Here is a 17,406-nt window from a genome sequence, read left to right as displayed (position 1 = left end):
AACATTGACAATAAAGCGATTACATTTTAGAATTGTTTATATATAAAAACATTGTTTTGTATACAAAACGAGATGTGATCATTATGAAAAATTACGTGCTCGCTTACAAGACCGTATATTTGAATGGATCTTTGGATAACCGTTCATTACGGTTGAAAGATAACAGAAGGGGTGGAGACAATGGACATGGCCTTAAAAGATAAAGTCGTATTGATTACAGGGGGAGCTTCTGGAATAGGAGAAGCTGTCACACGCCGTTTTATACAAGAAGGAGCAAAAGTGAGCATTATCGGCCGTTCTATAGACACGTTAGCGAAAATGAAAGAAGAATTTGGTGAAAATATCCTTACTTATCAGGGAGATGTAAGCAAATACGAGGACAATGAGCAAGCGGTCCAAGCTACTGTTGAGCAATTCGGAAAGTTAGATGTTTTCGTTGCGAATGCCGGCGTGTTCGATGGATTTGCCAAATTTGCCGATGTGACTCCTGAGGCGCTTTCGGAAGCGTATGATTTTCTTCTCAATATTAACGTAAAAGGCTCTTTTTTCGGGGCTAAAGCCGCTCTTGAAGAACTGAAAAAAACAAATGGCAATATTATTTTTACCGTGTCCGGTGCAAGTTTTTATCCAGATGGCGGCGGTGTTTGGTACACAGCGAGCAAACACGCCCAAATTGGATTGATGCGCCAGCTTGCGTTCGAACTATCTCCTTCCATCCGGGTAAATGCAGTAGCCCCCGGGGGGACATTGACAGCACTCACGGTGATACCACCGCTGCGTCCATTTGTGACAATCGTCGATAATGATACGAAAGCAAGCAGCATTAAGAAACGGAATATTCTTCAACTTGCTCAGATGCCGGAAGATCACGTTGCGGCGTATGTACTGTTAGCTTCTGACGAATCACGCGCGATCACCGGTGAAATCATTTCCAGCGACGGCGGATTGTCAGTGCGAGGACTTGGCTAAGCTGGCACAGTTTTTGAGTACTGTTTTAGTTAAGTTGTAAGACGGGAACGGAAGTCGATTTTCCTGCTTATCTTCAAGAAAAAGGAAGCACTTTCTTTATCAGATCAAAACGAAAGCTATTTCCATGCGAAATATTAATTTAGTAAATCAATTGCTATTTTAAGAAAATATATTTCAAGTTATTACAGCTTTCCTAAACTGTAGTGTTCAAAGTTATGCCCAAAAAAATAAGGGGGACCGATATTATGCCATACGTAAAAGTAGAAGATTTAAGTATACATTATGAAATAGAAGGTAATGGAGAACCTTTAGTATTATTACATGGTATGAGCAATAATTCACAGTCATGGAAGGAACAAATCCAGGAATTAAAGGAGCATTTTACAGTAATTGCATGGGATGCTCCGGGTTATGGGAAAAGTTCAGATCCAGCAGGAGAATTTAGAAATTTTAAAGAGTTTGCACGTATTCTGAACGGCATGATGGATCAGCTAAATTTGGAAAAAATCCATCTGCTCGGCCATTCAATGGGAGCGGCAATTGCGATAGAATACTGTAGCCTGTACCCTGATAAGATTAATAAACTAATATTAGCCGATTCGACAAGAGGGGCTGCTGCTCTATCCCCAGAAGAGAACGAGACGAAATTGAAAAATCGATTATTTTCAATTGAAAACCTTTCTACTGAGGAGATAGCGGAAAAGAGGATACAAGCACTGCTATCCCCCCATGCTTCAGAAAAAGTCCATACACGAGTAAAAGAGATTATGACACAGATAAGACCAGCAGGATATCGTTCGGTAGCATATTCACTTTATCATCTAAATCAAATGAAATCGTTATCTCATATAGATGTTCCTGTTCTTGTAATTTGTGGTGAGTTGGATACTGTAACTCCTATAAAGGAGTCGGAAGCAATTCATGAAGAGTTAATAAACTCCCAACTAGTGATAATTCCAGAAGGCGGTCATCTGTGTTACCAGGAAAATCCTGAAAAGTTTAATTCAAGCATTTTGGAATTTTTGAACGATATTGAGTAAGGTGTGCTTAAGGCTTCTATAAATGCCTTAGTAAAAAACAGGGCTTAGATTATAGAGAGGAATGGATAGTAAAAATGGCTAATTATACAATCGTGGATAAAGAAACTTGTATTGCTTGCGGAGCTTGTGGTGCTTCAGCTCCGGATATTTTTGATTACGATGAAGAAGGTATTGCGTTTGTTATATTGGATAATAATGTTGGGGCAGCGATTATACCTGAAGAACTCGAGGAAGATATGATAGATGCTTCAGAAGGATGTCCAACCGATTCTATAAAAGTGGCTCAAGTATCCTTTGATGGTAACCCTAATAAATTTGAATAATATTTATAGATATAATCAATGAGGGCGTTTGTACTGATTATAGATTTATAGATTTTAAAACTAGGGAAATCGACGTCACTAGTTTGTCTTTTGAAAGGGTGGATATTTAACCGATCTAATCCATCATTATTAGAAGGGGGAAAAGGAAGAACTACTTGTAGAAACATTACAAGTCAATCCCTTACAACCTGTAAATCACGTTCAGTATGAACAACCAACCTAGAAAAACAAGGAGTGATTACATTGAAAGAAGAAAAGACGGTCTATGACATAACAATTATTGGAGGCGGACCAGTTGGCCTGTTTACGGCGTTCTATGGCGGAATGAGGCAAGCAAGGGTAAAAATCCTTGAAAGTCTTCCTCAATTGGGAGGACAGCTTTCGGCTCTTTATCCCGAAAAATTCATTTATGATATAGCTGGATTTCCAAAAGTAAGGGCGCAGGAATTGATAGAGAATCTAAAAGAACAAATGAAAGTATTCGAACCAACAATTTGTCTTGAAGAAGCAGTTGAACAGATGGAAAAGCAAGAAGACGGAACATTTAAGATCACCACAAACCTCGATACTCATTTTTCTAAATCAGTTATCATTACTGCTGGAAATGGAGCCTTTCAACCCCGTAAACTGGAATTGGAAGATACAACACAGTTCGAAAATAAGAATTTGCATTATTTCGTGAATGATATGTACCGGTTTAAAGGAAGAAAAGTGGCGATTCTAGGCGGTGGAGATTCTGCTGTTGATTGGGCCCTTATGTTAGAGCCGATTGCAGAAAAGGTAACATTGATACACAGAAGAGATAAATTCCGTGCCCATGAACATAGTGTAGAAAAATTAGTGAATTCCTCTGTTGAGGTCAAAACACCTTATATTCCCTCCGAACTGGTTGGAGCGGATCAAATTACTCAAATTGTTTTAGAACATACAAAGACTCAACAAAAAGAAGTGGTTGACGTAGATGATTTGATTATTAATTACGGCTTTGTCTCTTCTCTTGGAGCGATTAAAGAATGGGGTCTAAACATCAATAAAAATGCAATTATCGTTAATTCCAAACAAGAAACAAACATTTCAGGCATTTACGCGGCCGGGGATATTTGTACGTATGAAGGAAAGGTTAAATTAATTGCTTCCGGATTTGGTGAAGGTCCTACGGCAGTTAATAATGCCAAAGCCTATATTGATCCTATGGCGAAAGTTCAGCCATTGCATAGTACTTCCTTATTTGGTTGATATATTTGGCAACAAGACTCTTCTGAAGAAATGAATTAAAAAGTACATAGGCGAGACCCCAATGTAAATTGTGAGAGATAGGGGGTCTCGATTATCCTGATTTTAATGGAAATGAAAAATAAAGTATTTCGAGGCTTAACAGGTTTTGTTCCCTAGTGAAGCAATAGGTTGATAGTTCAACAAAGGGGACAGGCTGATATGACTGCAAAAAAATAAAAGTCGAAATCCTTTGCAGCTAGGAATTCGACTTTTTAGTTTGTTTTAAGTAACGCCTCTATAGCAATTCTTTACAATATTAATTCCAGGTGAGCCCTAATACGGAATCTTAAACAACCCGAGACGTAAAAATTTTTCGATAACGGCTATTCTGTCTAAATTATTCAAATGTTCCTTTTACCAACGGAATGCCCTTTTCTACCATAACTTGTCCTCTTGCCACTACAGTGGCGATTGCCAAAGTTTCCTTTTGCAATAATACGATATCAGCATCCTTCCCGGTTTGGATACTGCCCTTGTTTGAAAGCTTCAGCACTTGTGCGGGATTCGTGGTGATGACCTTCAGTGCCGTTTCAAGGGGGATTCCTTCTTCTAAAACAGAATCACGCACTTCGTGATATAGCGAAGATACTTTTCCTACTTGAAGGCCGGCATACTCCCCATGGGAGTTGAAAAATGGAAGGCTTGCTTGCCCGTCTGAAGAGAAGGTGATGTGACCGACTGGAACCCCCTCTTCAAGCATCATGCGCAAGGCCATGCTGCACTTCACTTCGCCTTCCTCTAAAAACTGAGGAATGGTACTTGTAGTAAAGTCAACGTATCCGCCTTTCTTAGCGTAATCAATTCCCGCCCTGAATAATCCTTCATTTCGATTGATATGTGTTGGGTGGAGCTGCCGAATCGGAATGTTGGTTTTATCAGCAATTTCATGTAACAATGAGAGCACTCCATACCCGTCCCCAACATGTACTTCTATAATACCGGCCTTTCCTGACAGAATACCGCCGTTGCGAGCCGCTGCGGCTATTTTAGTTAATTCTTCAAATGTGGGTTCTGATGATCTATGGTCTGAGATGGCAATCTCCCCGACACCGATAATTTTGTCGATTAAAATAATGTCGTCTTCGATTTTACCTGTCAATGTTTTTACTGGCACTTGATAGGAGCCAGTATGAATGAAACAGGAAATACCCTCTTCTTCAAGCGCACGCGCCTTGGCAAGAAGACTCTCCATTCTACGCGTAGTTCCGTCCGTGCCAAGTAAGCCGACCAGTGTTGTAATTCCTGAAGTTGTAATATCAGTGAGCTTTAGCTCGGGGGTGCGGGTTTTGAATCCGCCCTCGCCGCCCCCGCCGATTATATGAACATGTGAATCTATAAAACCTGGAACTACCAAAAGATTAGTCGCATCAATGATTTGAATAGGAGCAAAGTTGTCAGGAATCTCGATTCTGTCATCTATGAATGCGATTTTATCATTTGTAATCAATATGTCTTTCCGTCCTAAGTAATTGGGTGAGTATATCTCGCCATTTTTGATTAAAGTAAGCAATGCCTTTCTCCTCCTATGTATAATTAGTAAACTATAAAATCAGAATGGACCATATCCGATGAAGTGAGCTGTGATGACTGCTATCAATCCGATGAGATATTGAATGAGCACCAGCGGGAGAATCCACTTCGCCCACTTTGTCCAAGGAATGCCTGCGATTGCCAAGCCCGCCATCAAGGTGGTAGCGGTCGGGAAAATCATATTTCCGATTCCGTCCGCAAAAGAGAAAGACAACACTGCGGTTTGGCGTGTAATTTCCAATATGTCTGCGAGCGGCACCATAATTGGCATGGTCAGCATCGCATGGCCGGTGCCGGACGCTAAAATGAAATGAATAAGAGTTTGGAAACTGTACATGCCGGCAACGCTTAAATAGGCCGGAATATGCTGGATATATTCAGATACTTGATGAAGCATAGGGTCGACGATATGTCCCTCATTCAATACGACTAAAATGGCACGTGATACGCCGATTATCAAAGCACCGCCGAGCAAGGCTGCAGATCCATTGATAAAGGAGTTGACGATGTGATCTGCTGACAATTTTCCGATGATTCCAATTACGGTCGTCAATACGATGAATAAGGCAGCGATTTCTGTCATGTACCACTGAAACTTGATGACTCCAAACGCCAAGACGATATAGTTAATTAAAAAAGCACCTAAGATGAACTTATGTCCCGTTGTTAACTTCGCACTTGATTGCAGCAGTTTTTTCGATTCTTCTTTTGTATATTTTCCGTAGATTCCTTTAGAAGGATTTTTCTTTACCTTCATTGCGTAACGATAGATATAAAGAACGGAAACCAGGTAGACGATAACAAATAAAATAAGGCGGAAGCCTATGCCTGAGAACATCGGCAATTCTGCGATTCCTTGGGCAAGCCCAACTGTGAATGGATTCATGACGGCAGTTGTAAACCCTGACATTACTCCTACTATGACAATGGCGGTTCCTGTAATAGTGTCAAATCCTAGAGCCAATGCCAGTGGAATGATAAGAGGAAGATAAGCAAGTGTTTCTTCCGCCATCCCCATTAAGGAGCCGCCTACAGCGAAAAACAGCATCACGACAGGAATCAATAACTTTTCACGCGTCGCCAACTTCCGAGCCATTGTGGCGATCAGTACATCGACCGTACCTGTTGCTCTTAAAACACCGAAAAACCCTCCGATGATCAATAAGAAAAAGATAATATTTCCGGCTTCTACCATGCCTGTGTGAATAGCTTTCATCATATCGAAAAATCCGACCGGTGCGGATTCTATCCATTTGAAAGAATTGGCGTCAACAGTTGTCCGTCCATCCGCTTCAATCCGTACATATTCCCCTGCAGGCAAAATGTAAGTGAATAGAGTTGCTATTGCAAGAATACAGAGCAGCAATACAAACACATTGATTTTTCTCTCTTTTTTTCCTGATGATGTTCCAAGCGAAACAACCTTCTCTTCTATTTGGCTCATAAGTGTCTCTCCTTTGTCTTTAAAATCCATGCATAGAATTAAAACGCTTTTCCTCCTTTATACAGGTAACAAGCAAAATCCATGCCAATATGTAAATATAGATTTTTATGAAATCTTTATGGTTGGATTGGAGTTTAAGGTCTTTATTGGTTCTTTTTGGTGATATAATAGAACCAATTTAATGATAGGCGGGTGCCTTTATGTCAAAATCCTCACTTTCACTCATAGCGGGAAGCGCAAAAACAAAGCAAGCCTTGCAGGAACAGCTGGAACAATTACTTGGAGACTATGTTCATGTCAAAAGCCATGCTTCCGATGAAGGAATACCGAAGTCTCTGGAAGATAGAATTATCTTGTATTCATCAGATACCGCTTTTGAAAGTACAAATGGTATGTGTAGCGTAAATGCAGAGAAAATAATTGTGGGAAAGAGAACAGTTAATCATGAATACATTGACAAACTTTTAAGAATACCTGAAGGTTCAACAGTCCTGGTGGTGAATGATGATGATGATGCCACAAAAAGTCTTATTGAATCCTTATATCAGCTAGGTGTCGATCATGTTCAATTTATCCCTTTTCGGAAGGGGGTATTGTTTTATGAGGATGTCCAAATTGCCATTTCACCAGGAGAAACTCACCTATGCCCCTCATACATAAAAGAAGTAATCGATATAGGCGTGCGTCTATTTGACATGACCACAATTCTGAAAGTAGTGGAATGCTGCGGTTTGCACAAGGATATATCTTCAAAGATATCTGAAAGGTATATTAGCAATATCATCGAATTACAACGTAAGCTTTTGTATGCAGAGCGGGATGCCAAGCAGATGAGCGAACACATCCAGAATGTGTTGGGGACTGTCGATGACGGAATACTGGTCGTTAACGAGGAAGGGCTGATAACGGTATTCAATAACCAGCTTGCGGCATTATTCCATGTTGATGCAAAAGATGTGGTTAATAAGTATCTGGAGCATGTATTGAATCGCCGGGATATTGTAGATTTCATCATGGGAAGTAATGACGAAAGCAAGTTCTTCAACATAGACGGAGTGGATGTCGTAATTTTTCGATTGCAAATGATGAAAGAAAATACAATCGTCGCAACCTTCAAAAGCGTACATCAAGCTTTTGAAATAGAAAAGACTGCACAAAGAGAAATGCGAAATCAAGGCTTTTATTCAAAATACCGCTTTGAAGATATTATCGGCGAAAATGAAGTAATGAAAGAGCGAAAGCAGATTGCCAAGAAGCTTGCCTTGTCTGAGCATCCGATTTTGATTCAGGGAGAGACAGGAACAGGAAAAGAGCTGTTTGCTCATGCGATTCATGAGCATTCATTGCGAAAGAACGGGCCGTTTCTAGCGGTCAACTGTAGCGCTTTAACAGAAACTTTACTTGAAAGTGAATTGTTTGGTTACGAAGAAGGGGCATTTACAGGAGCACAAAGGGGAGGCAGGAAAGGACTGTTTGAAATGGCGGATAACGGGACTATCTTTTTGGATGAAATTGGTGACATAAGTCTCACAGTTCAATCCCATCTGCTTCGAGTTCTTCAGGAGGGGGAAATCCGCAGAATTGGCGGCAAGAGAATCATTCCTATAAATGTTAGGGTGATCACCGCGACGAATAAAAATCTTCATGATAAGATGCGGGACGGTTCATTCAGAACAGACTTGTTTTACCGTCTGAATGTACTCAATCTTTACATACCGTCACTAAATGAGAGAAGAGCGGATATTCCACTTTTGATAAAGCATCTCATCACAAAAAGCGGGAAGTGGGTAAAAGTAGAGCAAGACGTTATGGAGTTTTTCATGCAATATGAATGGCCCGGCAACATAAGGGAACTTAAAAGCACGATCGATTACATGCTGACGGTTTGTGAGGGGAATGTCGTGACGAAGAGGGATCTTCCGTTCATGCACGGGCATGCGGAAGAAAGTGTTACGGCAGATTATCCCGTCTGTGAAAGTATGCTGGAAATTCAGGAGCGCACTTTCATCTTGGAAGTAATCAAGCAATACAACGATAAAGGAAAAGCGGCAAGCAGAGAACTGATTTCTAGTCAGAGTCAAGAATCGGAATTTGTCTTGTCCCCTCAGCAAATCCGTCGCCGCTTAGATATTTTAGAAATCGAAGGATTTGTCGTCAAAGGCAGAGGAAGGGCCGGCACTAAGATCACCGCTGAGGGTATGGAGTATTTATATTTTCTTAAGTCAAAGCATGCTATGCATTGATATAATTAGTCATTACCAATAAGGAGAGTTTGCTAATTTAATGTTTTAGTAAATTATGGAAGTGGTCCCGTCCCATCGCCAATAAGAAATTTAAGAGGTGAAATTATATTAAAAGCCCCATTTCTCTATGTCACAAGAGAAATGGGGCTTTTTTAATACCGATTAGTATAGTTCTTGTTATAATTGACCCTTTTCATTCCGAGTCGTTTAGCGTATTTTTTCAATCAAGAATTTCATATGTCGCTAAAATCATGATCATTCTCTAACGTTTTCAAAATATGCTTAGTCATAATGGATGCATTCGTGTTTTTCCAAACTGCCGATATGGAACTGGATAATTCCGAGTTATCGATGTTCAAGGCTTTAACTTGGCTTTTTCCTAACAAACTCACCATATCTTCCGGCATGAGTGCTACGCCTAAGTTATTGGAAATTAGATTGGCGATCGTCAGTAATTCAGAGCCTTTACATAATTCTTTAGGTGAAAATCCAGCAGTCAGACAAGCCTTTTCCAAAAGGAATTGAAGGGAGTGTGCTTGAACGGCATCATAATGGATAAAAGGTTCGTCTTTTGCTTCGTATAAATGTATAGCATCCTTTTGGGCTAGTGGATGATCAATGGAAACGACTAATTGTAATGGAAACCTCATGAATTCAATCATGCTTAATCCTTCGTTGTCGATGATGTTACTGTGAATGGGCGTTCGGATGAAACCGATGTGATAGTTTTGTTGGTTTACGAGTTTTACAGCTCTTGAGGATGTTGTTTCATGAACGTAAAATTCTGTTTCCGGGTATTCCCCCACAATCTTTTTCAATAGCTTCGGGATAAATATGCTAGCTGCAGAGGGAACGGTAGCAATCTTCAGTTTAGGCTTGGGAATGGTTTTATTTTCAACTATGTAATTCACTGTTTTCTCAATATCTTCAAAGGAAGGAGCTAGTTTTTTATAGATGTACTCTCCTTCTTCCGTCAATGTTATTTTTCTTGTCGTTCGATTCAATAATTTAAAGCCTAATTGTTTTTCGAGGGATAAAATCTGTTGGCTAAGTCCGGGCTGGGATATATGCAGGGTTTTGGAAGCCTCACTGAAACTAAGATGGTTAGAAACCTCTATGAAATAGCGGAGGGATAGGAAATTCAAACGATCACCCACTTCATTTGGATTTGAAAATAAAAGGCTAAAATGGCTGGTATAAGAAAGGGTTGACTTCTAATATTCCCTCTCAAACAAAGCTGGATATAACCATTAAAGGCTAGAAAGATACTAGTGAAATCATTTTATAACGTAGACTTATAAGTTTATAACAATAATATATTTCTAAAATGGAAGAGTCAATATTATCCTTAAATAAAGGAAAAATAGGTAATAAGAGGCAAAATAATACTATTGGTTAGCGGATTTCCCTTGTTTTTAATAGTTATTTTTATACATTTTTGCTTTTTGATTTGATTTCCTTACAAAGTTATTAATCGATTATTAGTACTTTTAGAGGGTGTGTCTAATTTTGTAAAAAAAGGGAAAGTGAGGTGGTCGGTAGAATAATAACACTATCATCTTTTGCAGATGATGAAAACACATGAGGGGGGAGTTTAGTGAAAAAATTTCATAAGTGCTTTTTATTAGTGATGATTTTGACGGTCACCGGTATTATTACGGCTTGCAAAGACAGTAATGAAGGTGTCTCAGGCGGCGGTAACCAAAACTTGAGTCTGTTGACTGGTGGAACCGGAGGTACATACTATCCACTCGGAGGACAAATTGGAAAAATCATTTCCGATAAAACAAAAGCGAATATAACACCTCAGACATCCGGTGCCTCGGCAGAAAACATGGAAACTTTAAGAGTTGGGGAAGCTGAAATCGCTTTTTCGCAAACGGATATCGCCGCATATGCACTTGAAGGAAAAGAAATGTTCGCCGGGAAACCCATAGACAATATACAAGCAATCAGTTCTCTATATCCTGAAACGGTTCAAATTGTAACGACAGCAAAAAGTGGCATTAAATCAATTGAGGATTTAAAGGGTAAAAAGGTTTCAATAGGTGCACCGGGTTCAGGTGCATACATCAATGCCATGCAAATCCTTGAGATTCATGGGTTGTCAGAGAAAGATATTAAAGGACAAAATCTATCTTTCGATGAGTCGGCGGAAGGAATCCAAGCAGGAAATATTGATGCAGCCTTCATTACGGCAGGAACACCAACTGGTGCAGTTGAGGCGCTGTCCGTACAAAATGATATCATGATCCTGCCTATTGCAGAGGACAAGATTCAAGCTTTGGTTAAAAAGTATCCATACTATGCTGAAGATGTAATACCAAGTGGTACGTACAAAATCAAATCCGAGGTGAAAACAGTTGCTGTTAAAGCGATGTTAGTGGTTACAAAGGATCTTGATGAAGATTTAGTTTATGAAATGACTAAAGCCGTTTATGACAACACAGATAAAATTACACATGCAAAAGGCAAGTTCATTACAGCAGAGACTGCACTTGAAGGGTTAGGGGATATGGAAGTTCATCCTGGAGCAGCAAAATACTTTAAAGAAAAAGGTGTTTCCAAGTAATGAAATTGGGTCGGTAGCTCGCTTTTTGTGGCCTATCGGCTTTGTTTTTTCTGAATGGGATTTCGGTTTTTGAAAGGAGGTACCTATGAAATTCAAGATATTCATGGCGTTTGGTATACCTCTGATCATCACATTTCTATTATTTTTTCCGTATAAACATGTCATTGCATTTTCCTACCAGGACCAAGGGGAATTAGTCGCATACTTACCATTGAAAAGCGAAAAAAATTTCCAGATTAAGTATACCCACTCCATCCACCTTTCGGATGTACTGGAATCATATCGTTTTTCGGATAAACAAATCATACAAACCGAACTTGCTTATCATGATTTTGCAGTCGGTATGCCTTCCAATGCAGAGGGGGAGGAAGTATTCGAAGAGAAAGGCGGTACCTACTTTATAAAAAATATGAAACGCAATTTCCCCTATATAGATTTACGAGTAGGACAAGTCAGGGCTAACCATAGATTGGTATATGATGAAAAAACATATACATTGGCAGACTTTATTAAACCAGGGACATGGGTCAGGATTTCATCGGAAAGCATTTCATTATGGGAACAGTTGAAGGGAGTGAAGATTAGTGGCTGATAAAGAAAAAGCGAAATATTTAACCGAAGCAGAGCAACAGGAGTTATTGGAAAAATATGATCCTGAAGCCGGGACTAGGAAATTAACTGGTGTCTTGGGCCACATTGCGTTTTTTGGACTTTTAGCTTTTTCGTTATTCCAATTATATACTGCTATTTTTGGTGTTTTTACAGCACAAATCCAACGGACGATTCATTTAGGGTTTGCACTCTCCCTGATTTTTTTACTATTTCCTGCAAACCGGAAGAAGCGTCAAAAAGGGAAATTTCAAGTTGCCTGGTACGATATCATTTTAGCAATCCTCAGTATAGGCGTAGGTGCATATTGGCCCTTATTTTTCGAGGATATCGTCATGAATGTAGGACGTTTGGGCGCATTGGATTTTGCGGTAGGTTTAATGGCCATTCTGCTAGTTTTAGAGGCAACTAGGCGTGCAGTGGGACTTCCCATTATGGTCATTGCTGTATTATTCGTTTTCTATGGAATTTTTGGACAGTATATGCCAGGGTTCCTCGCTCATCGCGGTTTAACTTTGGAACGTTTGGTGCAAACGATGTTCTTTTCGACAGAGGGCATTTTAGGTACCCCGTTAGCGGTGTCATCGACATTCATCTTCCTATTTTTACTGTTTGGATCCTTTCTAGTCCGAACAGGTGTCGGTCAATACTTCAATGATCTCTCAACCGCCATTGCCGGCAGAAGGATTGGGGGACCTGCAAAGGTTGCGATTTTTTCCAGTGCACTTCAAGGAACGATTAGCGGAAGCTCTGTAGCTAATGTTGTCACTTCAGGAGCATTTACGATACCGATGATGAAAAATCTTGGATATAAGAAGGAATTCGCTGGGGCAGTGGAGGCAGCCGCTTCGACAGGCGGTCAATTGATGCCTCCGGTAATGGGGGCAGCTGCATTCTTAATGGTTGAGTTCATTGGGAATGGAATAACGTATTGGGATATAGCAAAGGCGGCTACGATTCCAGCTATCCTTTACTTTTCAGGGATTTGGATCATGACCCATTTTGAAGCAAAACGACTTGGGCTTCGTGGGTTAACGAAAGAAGAGATGCCAAGTAAAAAGGAAGTGTTCGGCAAATTTTATTTACTAATACCGATCCTTGCCATTATCTTTTTGCTCATGCTGAATATCACGGTTACACATGCAGCACTGTATTCCATTGCCATCTCGGTTCTTGTAGGTTTCATAAACAAGGATGTCCGCATGAAATTCATCGATATCATTTATGCATTGGTGGATGGAGCCCGAACGGCACTTGCGGTTGCAGCTGCAACCGCAGCAGCAGGCATTATTGTAGGAGTCGTTACGAAAACTGGATTAGGGCTTAAGCTGGCTAATGGTTTGATAGATTTGTCTGGTGGATATTTGATTCCAACACTGATGCTAACGATGGTAGCGGCACTTATATTAGGAATGGGTTCACCTACGACCGCCAATTATGTCATCACATCGACGATTGCAGCACCTGCGATCATTTTGCTTGGTGTTCCTGATTTATCTGCACATTTATTCGTTTTCTATTTTGGCATTATAGCAGATATAACTCCTCCAGTTGCTTTAGCGGCATTTGCAGCGGCAGGGGTGGCAGGCGGTGAACCGATAAAAACGGGAATTGAGTCATCAAAACTTGCTATCGCTGCATTTATCATTCCATATATTTTTGTTCTTTCCCCACAAATGCTGATGATCGATACAACTTGGGTGGAGGTTGCCTGGGTCGTACTTACAGCAATGTCAGGCATGATTGCAATTGGTGCGGGTGTTATAGGTTATTGGATGAGGGGGATGCACTGGTTGGAAAGAGTCCTCGCTATAATCGTAGGTTTACTATTAATCTATCCTGAAACGATATCGGACATCATTGGGGTATCCGCTTTTATCGTGTTATTGGCTTTACAATATTTTTGGAAGAGTGACAATCACGACAGCTCCAAAATCTTGGGAAATAACCAAAGCTTAGAGAAAAGTATCGATCCGTAAGTAAAGGGTAGAGCTGAACCATTCGGGGGGGTGATTTTTTGAAGTGAAACATCGAAGTGAGCAGGGAATGTGCAGACAGCTATTATAGAGATCGACCAGCATATCCCTACTTGCAAGAGCAGAGTCATTTGCTCGTATATCCAGTTGGCTTATGATAAAACCCAATTTGTTTTATTTTGAAAGGAGACTAATTCATGAAATTTTTAAAAAGTTTTATTTTAGTTACTTTCAGTTTCTTTTGTATGATCACACCAGCTTTTGCAAGTGTTCCTGGAGTGGATGGGTCAATGGGAAAGGGTTTTACAAATGGAATCGTATCAGTTTCTCATCCGTTAGCAGCTGAAGCGGGTATAGAGATACTAAAACAAGGCGGAAATGCAGTCGATGCAGCGGCAGCCATTCAATTATCGTTAAATGTGGTTGAACCAATGATGTCTGGAATCGGCGGCGGTGGTTTTATCATGATTTATAATAAAAAGGAAAATAAAATAACGATGATCGAAAATCGCGAAATGGCACCTCAAAATGTTACGCCTGAACTTTTTTTAGATGAAAAGGGAAAACCTATTCCTTTTAGTAAGCGGCACACATCCGGTAAAGCGGTTGCTGTTCCTGGGACTCTGATGGGGGTGGAGACTTCTCTTGAGAAATATGGAACATTGAAATTATCACAAGTCGTAGGCCCGGCCATTAAACAGGCTGAACAAGGGGTAAAAGTCAATTGGGCAACAGCACAATATATCGATGAAAATGTAACAAAGCTCAAAAATAACCAAGCGGCTGCAAAAGTTTTTGTACCAGACGGAAAGCCATTGGAAGAGGGAGACACCCTCGTTCAGCCAGATCTGGCAAAGACTCTTAAGTTAATAAAAAAACAGGGTTCCAAGGCTTTTTATCAAGGTGAAATCGGGGAAGCCCTTACCAAAGAAGTTCAAAAGCGTGAAGGAACGATGACAACTGAGGATTTGGAAAACTATGAAGTGAAAGAAAGAGAGCCGATTAAATCGGAATATAGGGGATTTGAAGTGGTAGGGGCAGCTTCACCAAGCTCAGGCAGTTTGACCGTTCTACAAATCCTGGAGCTTATGGAAGGATTCGATGTACAAAAGATGGGGGCGAACACACCTGAGTATCTTCATTATCTCACGGAAGCCATGCATCTTGCTTTTGCCGATCGCGCTGCCTATATGGCGGATGAAGATTTTTATGATGTACCATCAGAAGGACTATTAGATGAAGATTATATTAAAGAAAGAAGAAAACTCATCAATCCAAATAGATCAACAGCTGATGTCAAAGCAGGCGATCCATGGAAGTATGAGGGCAAAGAACCCACTGCAATGAAGATGGTAAAAGAAGAGAAAACCCCAATCGGACAAACGACTCACTTTTCTGTAATGGATAAGTGGGGAAATATGGTTGCTTATACGACTACAATCGAGCAAGTATTCGGATCTGGTATCATGGTACCAGATTATGGGTTCATGCTAAATAATGAAATGACGGATTTTGATGCCACACCTGGTGGAGTTAACCAGGTGGAACCAGGAAAAAGACCAAGAAGCAGTATGTCCCCGACCTTTGTATTAAAAGATGGTAATCCCTTCATGGCCATTGGTTCACCAGGCGGGGCGACGATAATCGCATCGGTATCTGAAACGATTATGAATGTGCTTGATCATCAAATGAGTATTCAAGATGCGATATATGCGCCACGTATTTATTCCGCTGGATATCCGACAGTTAGATGGGAACCGGGAATTGAACAAAATACCAGGTTGGAGTTAATGGCAAAAGGCCATGTATATGAAGAAAAACCCCAGCATATCGGAAATGTGCAAGCTGTTATTTATGATTATGAAAAGGGGAAAATGTATGGAGGAGCCGATAATACGAGAGAAGGAACTGTTCAAGGAGTGTATAATGTTTCCCATAAATCGAAAAAGCCAAAAGAAATAAAAGAAGAAAAAAAGGGACCGTTTACTTTAAAAGTGAATGGAGCCGTTTATCCTTATACAGCTGAACAAATGAAACTGATAGATGAAAAACCCTATATCCAATCAGACAAATTGTTACTTGGTTTGGGTGCAATTGGAACAGGGGACTTAGAAACGTTTAAACCAGATAAAAAATCGTATCTACCGGTGTTAAGAGTAGCGAAATCATTAGGATATAAAGCAAAATGGAACGAAAAAGACAAAGAAGCACTATTGGAAAAAGATCCGGCAGATATTGAAGATCCAGACGATGATGGCAGTGTCACGAATTAATTTTACCCTGACGATATAGACAGAAATTCCTCTAGCAAGATGTTAATAAGGAAATCGAGGAAAATGGTCAGAGCAATTAAATCAAACATTCCCCTTGTGCAATGTGCATAAGGGGAATGTTTTTGTGTCATTACCGTTGGATTTTTTTTAGTCACCGTTCCTAGCATCACTCTTAAAAAAGCTATGTATGTCCGCGACTAACCTACATACCGCAGGAGACAGATATCGATCTTTCAAATAAGCCAGGTAAACAGTCCTTTCCAAATAATTCGAATCGATCGCACGAATTACAGTATTGGGGGTTGCAGCGGATCTTATATAGTTTTCCGGTAAAATTGTAACCCCTAGCCCTGCTTCCACCAAACTGCAAGCCGTTTCAAGCCTTTCTATTTCGTATAGAATATTGGGAATTACATTTTCACCCTTAAAAGCTCTTAAGATATCATCTCTTGTTTGAAATCCAGTTGTACTGATAATCAATTCTTTCTTTGCAATGTCTTGGAAAGTGATGGACTCTTTTTCGTTTAACTCGTCATCTTTATGGATCAAAAGCATGAATTTTTCATTATAAAGGGGAGTGGACAGAATTTCATCGTTATTGATGGGCTGGTTCGTGATGGTGAAATGAACATTATACCGATTTAACGAATCGAAAACCTTCTCTTCCCCTAATATTTCCCTGACTTTTATATGAATATTAGGATAATTGATTTTAAAATTCCTGATAATCTTCGGGAACCAAAATTTGAATGATTCTATGGAACCTATAGATACTGTTCCGCTACCAACATCCTTCATTTCCTTAAGCTCCACTTGCATATTATCGAATCTTCTTAGCAAATCAACAGATCTCGTATAAAAAATCCCCCCTGCTTCCGTAAGCTCAAGCCCTCTTGTATTCCGTTCCAAAAGCTGAAAACTAACTTCATTTTCTAATTTCATTATGGCATTACTTAGGGAAGGTTGTGATATATGGAGAAGTTTTGCCGCTTTAGAGAAATTCTTTTCCCGGACAATGGTAGTGAAATAACGAAGTTGACGAAGATCCATATATTCTCCTTTCTATAGCTTTAAACTATTGATATATTGAATTTTTGTATTGGTAATTATATATTATCTCATTTATAATTTTAAAAAAAGATATTTCGGAAT

Annotated in this window: 13 protein-coding genes; 9 read left to right on the top strand and 4 right to left on the bottom strand. The window is 39.9% G+C overall.

From position 1 onward, the window contains the following. Positions 1-180: 180 nt before the first annotated feature. From ACFX4I_RS05190 to ACFX4I_RS05175, 4 genes are all read left to right on the top strand, one after another. Positions 181-969, top strand: coding sequence for an SDR family NAD(P)-dependent oxidoreductase (locus ACFX4I_RS05190; protein ID WP_377419489.1), 789 nt, complete (start codon positions 181-183; stop codon positions 967-969). 245 nt (positions 970-1,214) lie between these two features. Continuing rightward, positions 1,215-2,009, top strand: a complete 795-nt coding sequence (locus ACFX4I_RS05185; protein ID WP_377419487.1) for an alpha/beta fold hydrolase — start codon at positions 1,215-1,217, stop codon at positions 2,007-2,009. Between the two features lie 74 nt (positions 2,010-2,083). Next, a complete protein-coding gene (locus tag ACFX4I_RS05180) occupies positions 2,084-2,332 on the top strand; it encodes a ferredoxin (protein WP_230302475.1) in 249 nt (82 codons plus the stop codon). Between the two features lie 243 nt (positions 2,333-2,575). Then, positions 2,576-3,568, top strand: a complete 993-nt coding sequence (locus ACFX4I_RS05175; RefSeq protein WP_377419485.1) for an NAD(P)/FAD-dependent oxidoreductase — start codon at positions 2,576-2,578, stop codon at positions 3,566-3,568. Positions 3,569-3,944: 376 nt separating this feature from the next. Here the strand turns inward: ACFX4I_RS05175 and iadA are convergent, their stop codons facing one another. Continuing rightward, positions 3,945-5,117, bottom strand: coding sequence for a beta-aspartyl-peptidase (iadA, locus tag ACFX4I_RS05170; protein WP_230302477.1), 1,173 nt, complete (start codon positions 5,115-5,117; stop codon positions 3,945-3,947). A gap of 39 nt (positions 5,118-5,156) precedes the next feature. Next, positions 5,157-6,581 (bottom strand): YfcC family protein, encoded by a 1,425-nt coding sequence (locus ACFX4I_RS05165; RefSeq protein WP_377419483.1) that lies wholly within the window; start codon positions 6,579-6,581, stop codon positions 5,157-5,159. Positions 6,582-6,781: 200 nt separating this feature from the next. On the opposite strand from ACFX4I_RS05165, the gene ACFX4I_RS05160 reads away from it, so the two are divergent. After that, positions 6,782-8,824, top strand: coding sequence for a sigma-54 interaction domain-containing protein (locus ACFX4I_RS05160; RefSeq protein ID WP_377419481.1), 2,043 nt, complete (start codon positions 6,782-6,784; stop codon positions 8,822-8,824). A gap of 233 nt (positions 8,825-9,057) precedes the next feature. On the opposite strand, the gene ACFX4I_RS05155 is transcribed toward ACFX4I_RS05160, so the two are convergent. Continuing rightward, complete coding sequence (locus ACFX4I_RS05155; protein WP_230302480.1) at positions 9,058-9,969, bottom strand: LysR family transcriptional regulator; 912 nt, start codon at positions 9,967-9,969, stop codon at positions 9,058-9,060. 452 nt (positions 9,970-10,421) lie between these two features. On the opposite strand from ACFX4I_RS05155, the gene ACFX4I_RS05150 reads away from it, so the two are divergent. The 4 genes from ACFX4I_RS05150 to ggt all read left to right on the top strand — a co-directional run bounded on the left by ACFX4I_RS05150 (position 10,422) and on the right by ggt (position 16,254). Then, positions 10,422-11,396 (top strand): TAXI family TRAP transporter solute-binding subunit, encoded by a 975-nt coding sequence (locus ACFX4I_RS05150; protein ID WP_283932940.1) that lies wholly within the window; start codon positions 10,422-10,424, stop codon positions 11,394-11,396. An 85-nt stretch (positions 11,397-11,481) separates the two neighbouring features. Next, on the top strand, positions 11,482-11,988 hold the full coding sequence (locus tag ACFX4I_RS05145; RefSeq protein WP_377419479.1) for a DUF1850 domain-containing protein: 507 nt from the start codon (positions 11,482-11,484) through the stop codon (positions 11,986-11,988). Then, positions 11,981-13,984 carry a TRAP transporter permease gene (locus ACFX4I_RS05140; RefSeq protein WP_230302483.1) on the top strand — a complete coding sequence of 668 codons (2,004 nt, stop codon included), beginning with the start codon at positions 11,981-11,983 and terminating at the stop codon, positions 13,982-13,984. The genes ACFX4I_RS05145 and ACFX4I_RS05140 overlap by 8 nt, the downstream gene beginning before the upstream one ends. 194 nt (positions 13,985-14,178) lie before the next feature. Then, complete coding sequence (gene ggt / locus ACFX4I_RS05135) at positions 14,179-16,254, top strand: gamma-glutamyltransferase (protein WP_230302484.1); 2,076 nt, start codon at positions 14,179-14,181, stop codon at positions 16,252-16,254. Between the two features lie 147 nt (positions 16,255-16,401). On the opposite strand, the gene ACFX4I_RS05130 is transcribed toward ggt, so the two are convergent. After that, positions 16,402-17,304, bottom strand: coding sequence for a LysR family transcriptional regulator (locus ACFX4I_RS05130; protein ID WP_377419477.1), 903 nt, complete (start codon positions 17,302-17,304; stop codon positions 16,402-16,404). Positions 17,305-17,406 lie beyond the last annotated feature (102 nt).

It is taken from the genome of Peribacillus sp. YIM B13472 (genome assembly GCF_042788005.1).
In the GTDB taxonomy this organism is placed as follows: domain Bacteria; phylum Bacillota; class Bacilli; order Bacillales; family DSM-1321; genus Peribacillus; species Peribacillus simplex_E.
Note: the sequence above shows the minus strand (reverse complement) of the source record. Positions and strands in the feature narration are given on the sequence as shown.

Coding starts and splice junctions, on each gene's coding strand:
- ACFX4I_RS05190 (WP_377419489.1), top strand. CDS start 181: ATGGACATGGCCTTAAAAGATAAAGTCGTATTGATTACAGGGGGAGCT.
- ACFX4I_RS05185 (WP_377419487.1), top strand. CDS start 1,215: ATGCCATACGTAAAAGTAGAAGATTTAAGTATACATTATGAAATAGAA.
- ACFX4I_RS05180 (WP_230302475.1), top strand. CDS start 2,084: ATGGCTAATTATACAATCGTGGATAAAGAAACTTGTATTGCTTGCGGA.
- ACFX4I_RS05165 (WP_377419483.1), bottom strand. CDS start 6,581: ATGAGCCAAATAGAAGAGAAGGTTGTTTCGCTTGGAACATCATCAGGA.
- ACFX4I_RS05160 (WP_377419481.1), top strand. CDS start 6,782: ATGTCAAAATCCTCACTTTCACTCATAGCGGGAAGCGCAAAAACAAAG.
- ACFX4I_RS05145 (WP_377419479.1), top strand. CDS start 11,482: ATGAAATTCAAGATATTCATGGCGTTTGGTATACCTCTGATCATCACA.
- ggt (WP_230302484.1), top strand. CDS start 14,179: ATGAAATTTTTAAAAAGTTTTATTTTAGTTACTTTCAGTTTCTTTTGT.
- ACFX4I_RS05130 (WP_377419477.1), bottom strand. CDS start 17,304: ATGGATCTTCGTCAACTTCGTTATTTCACTACCATTGTCCGGGAAAAG.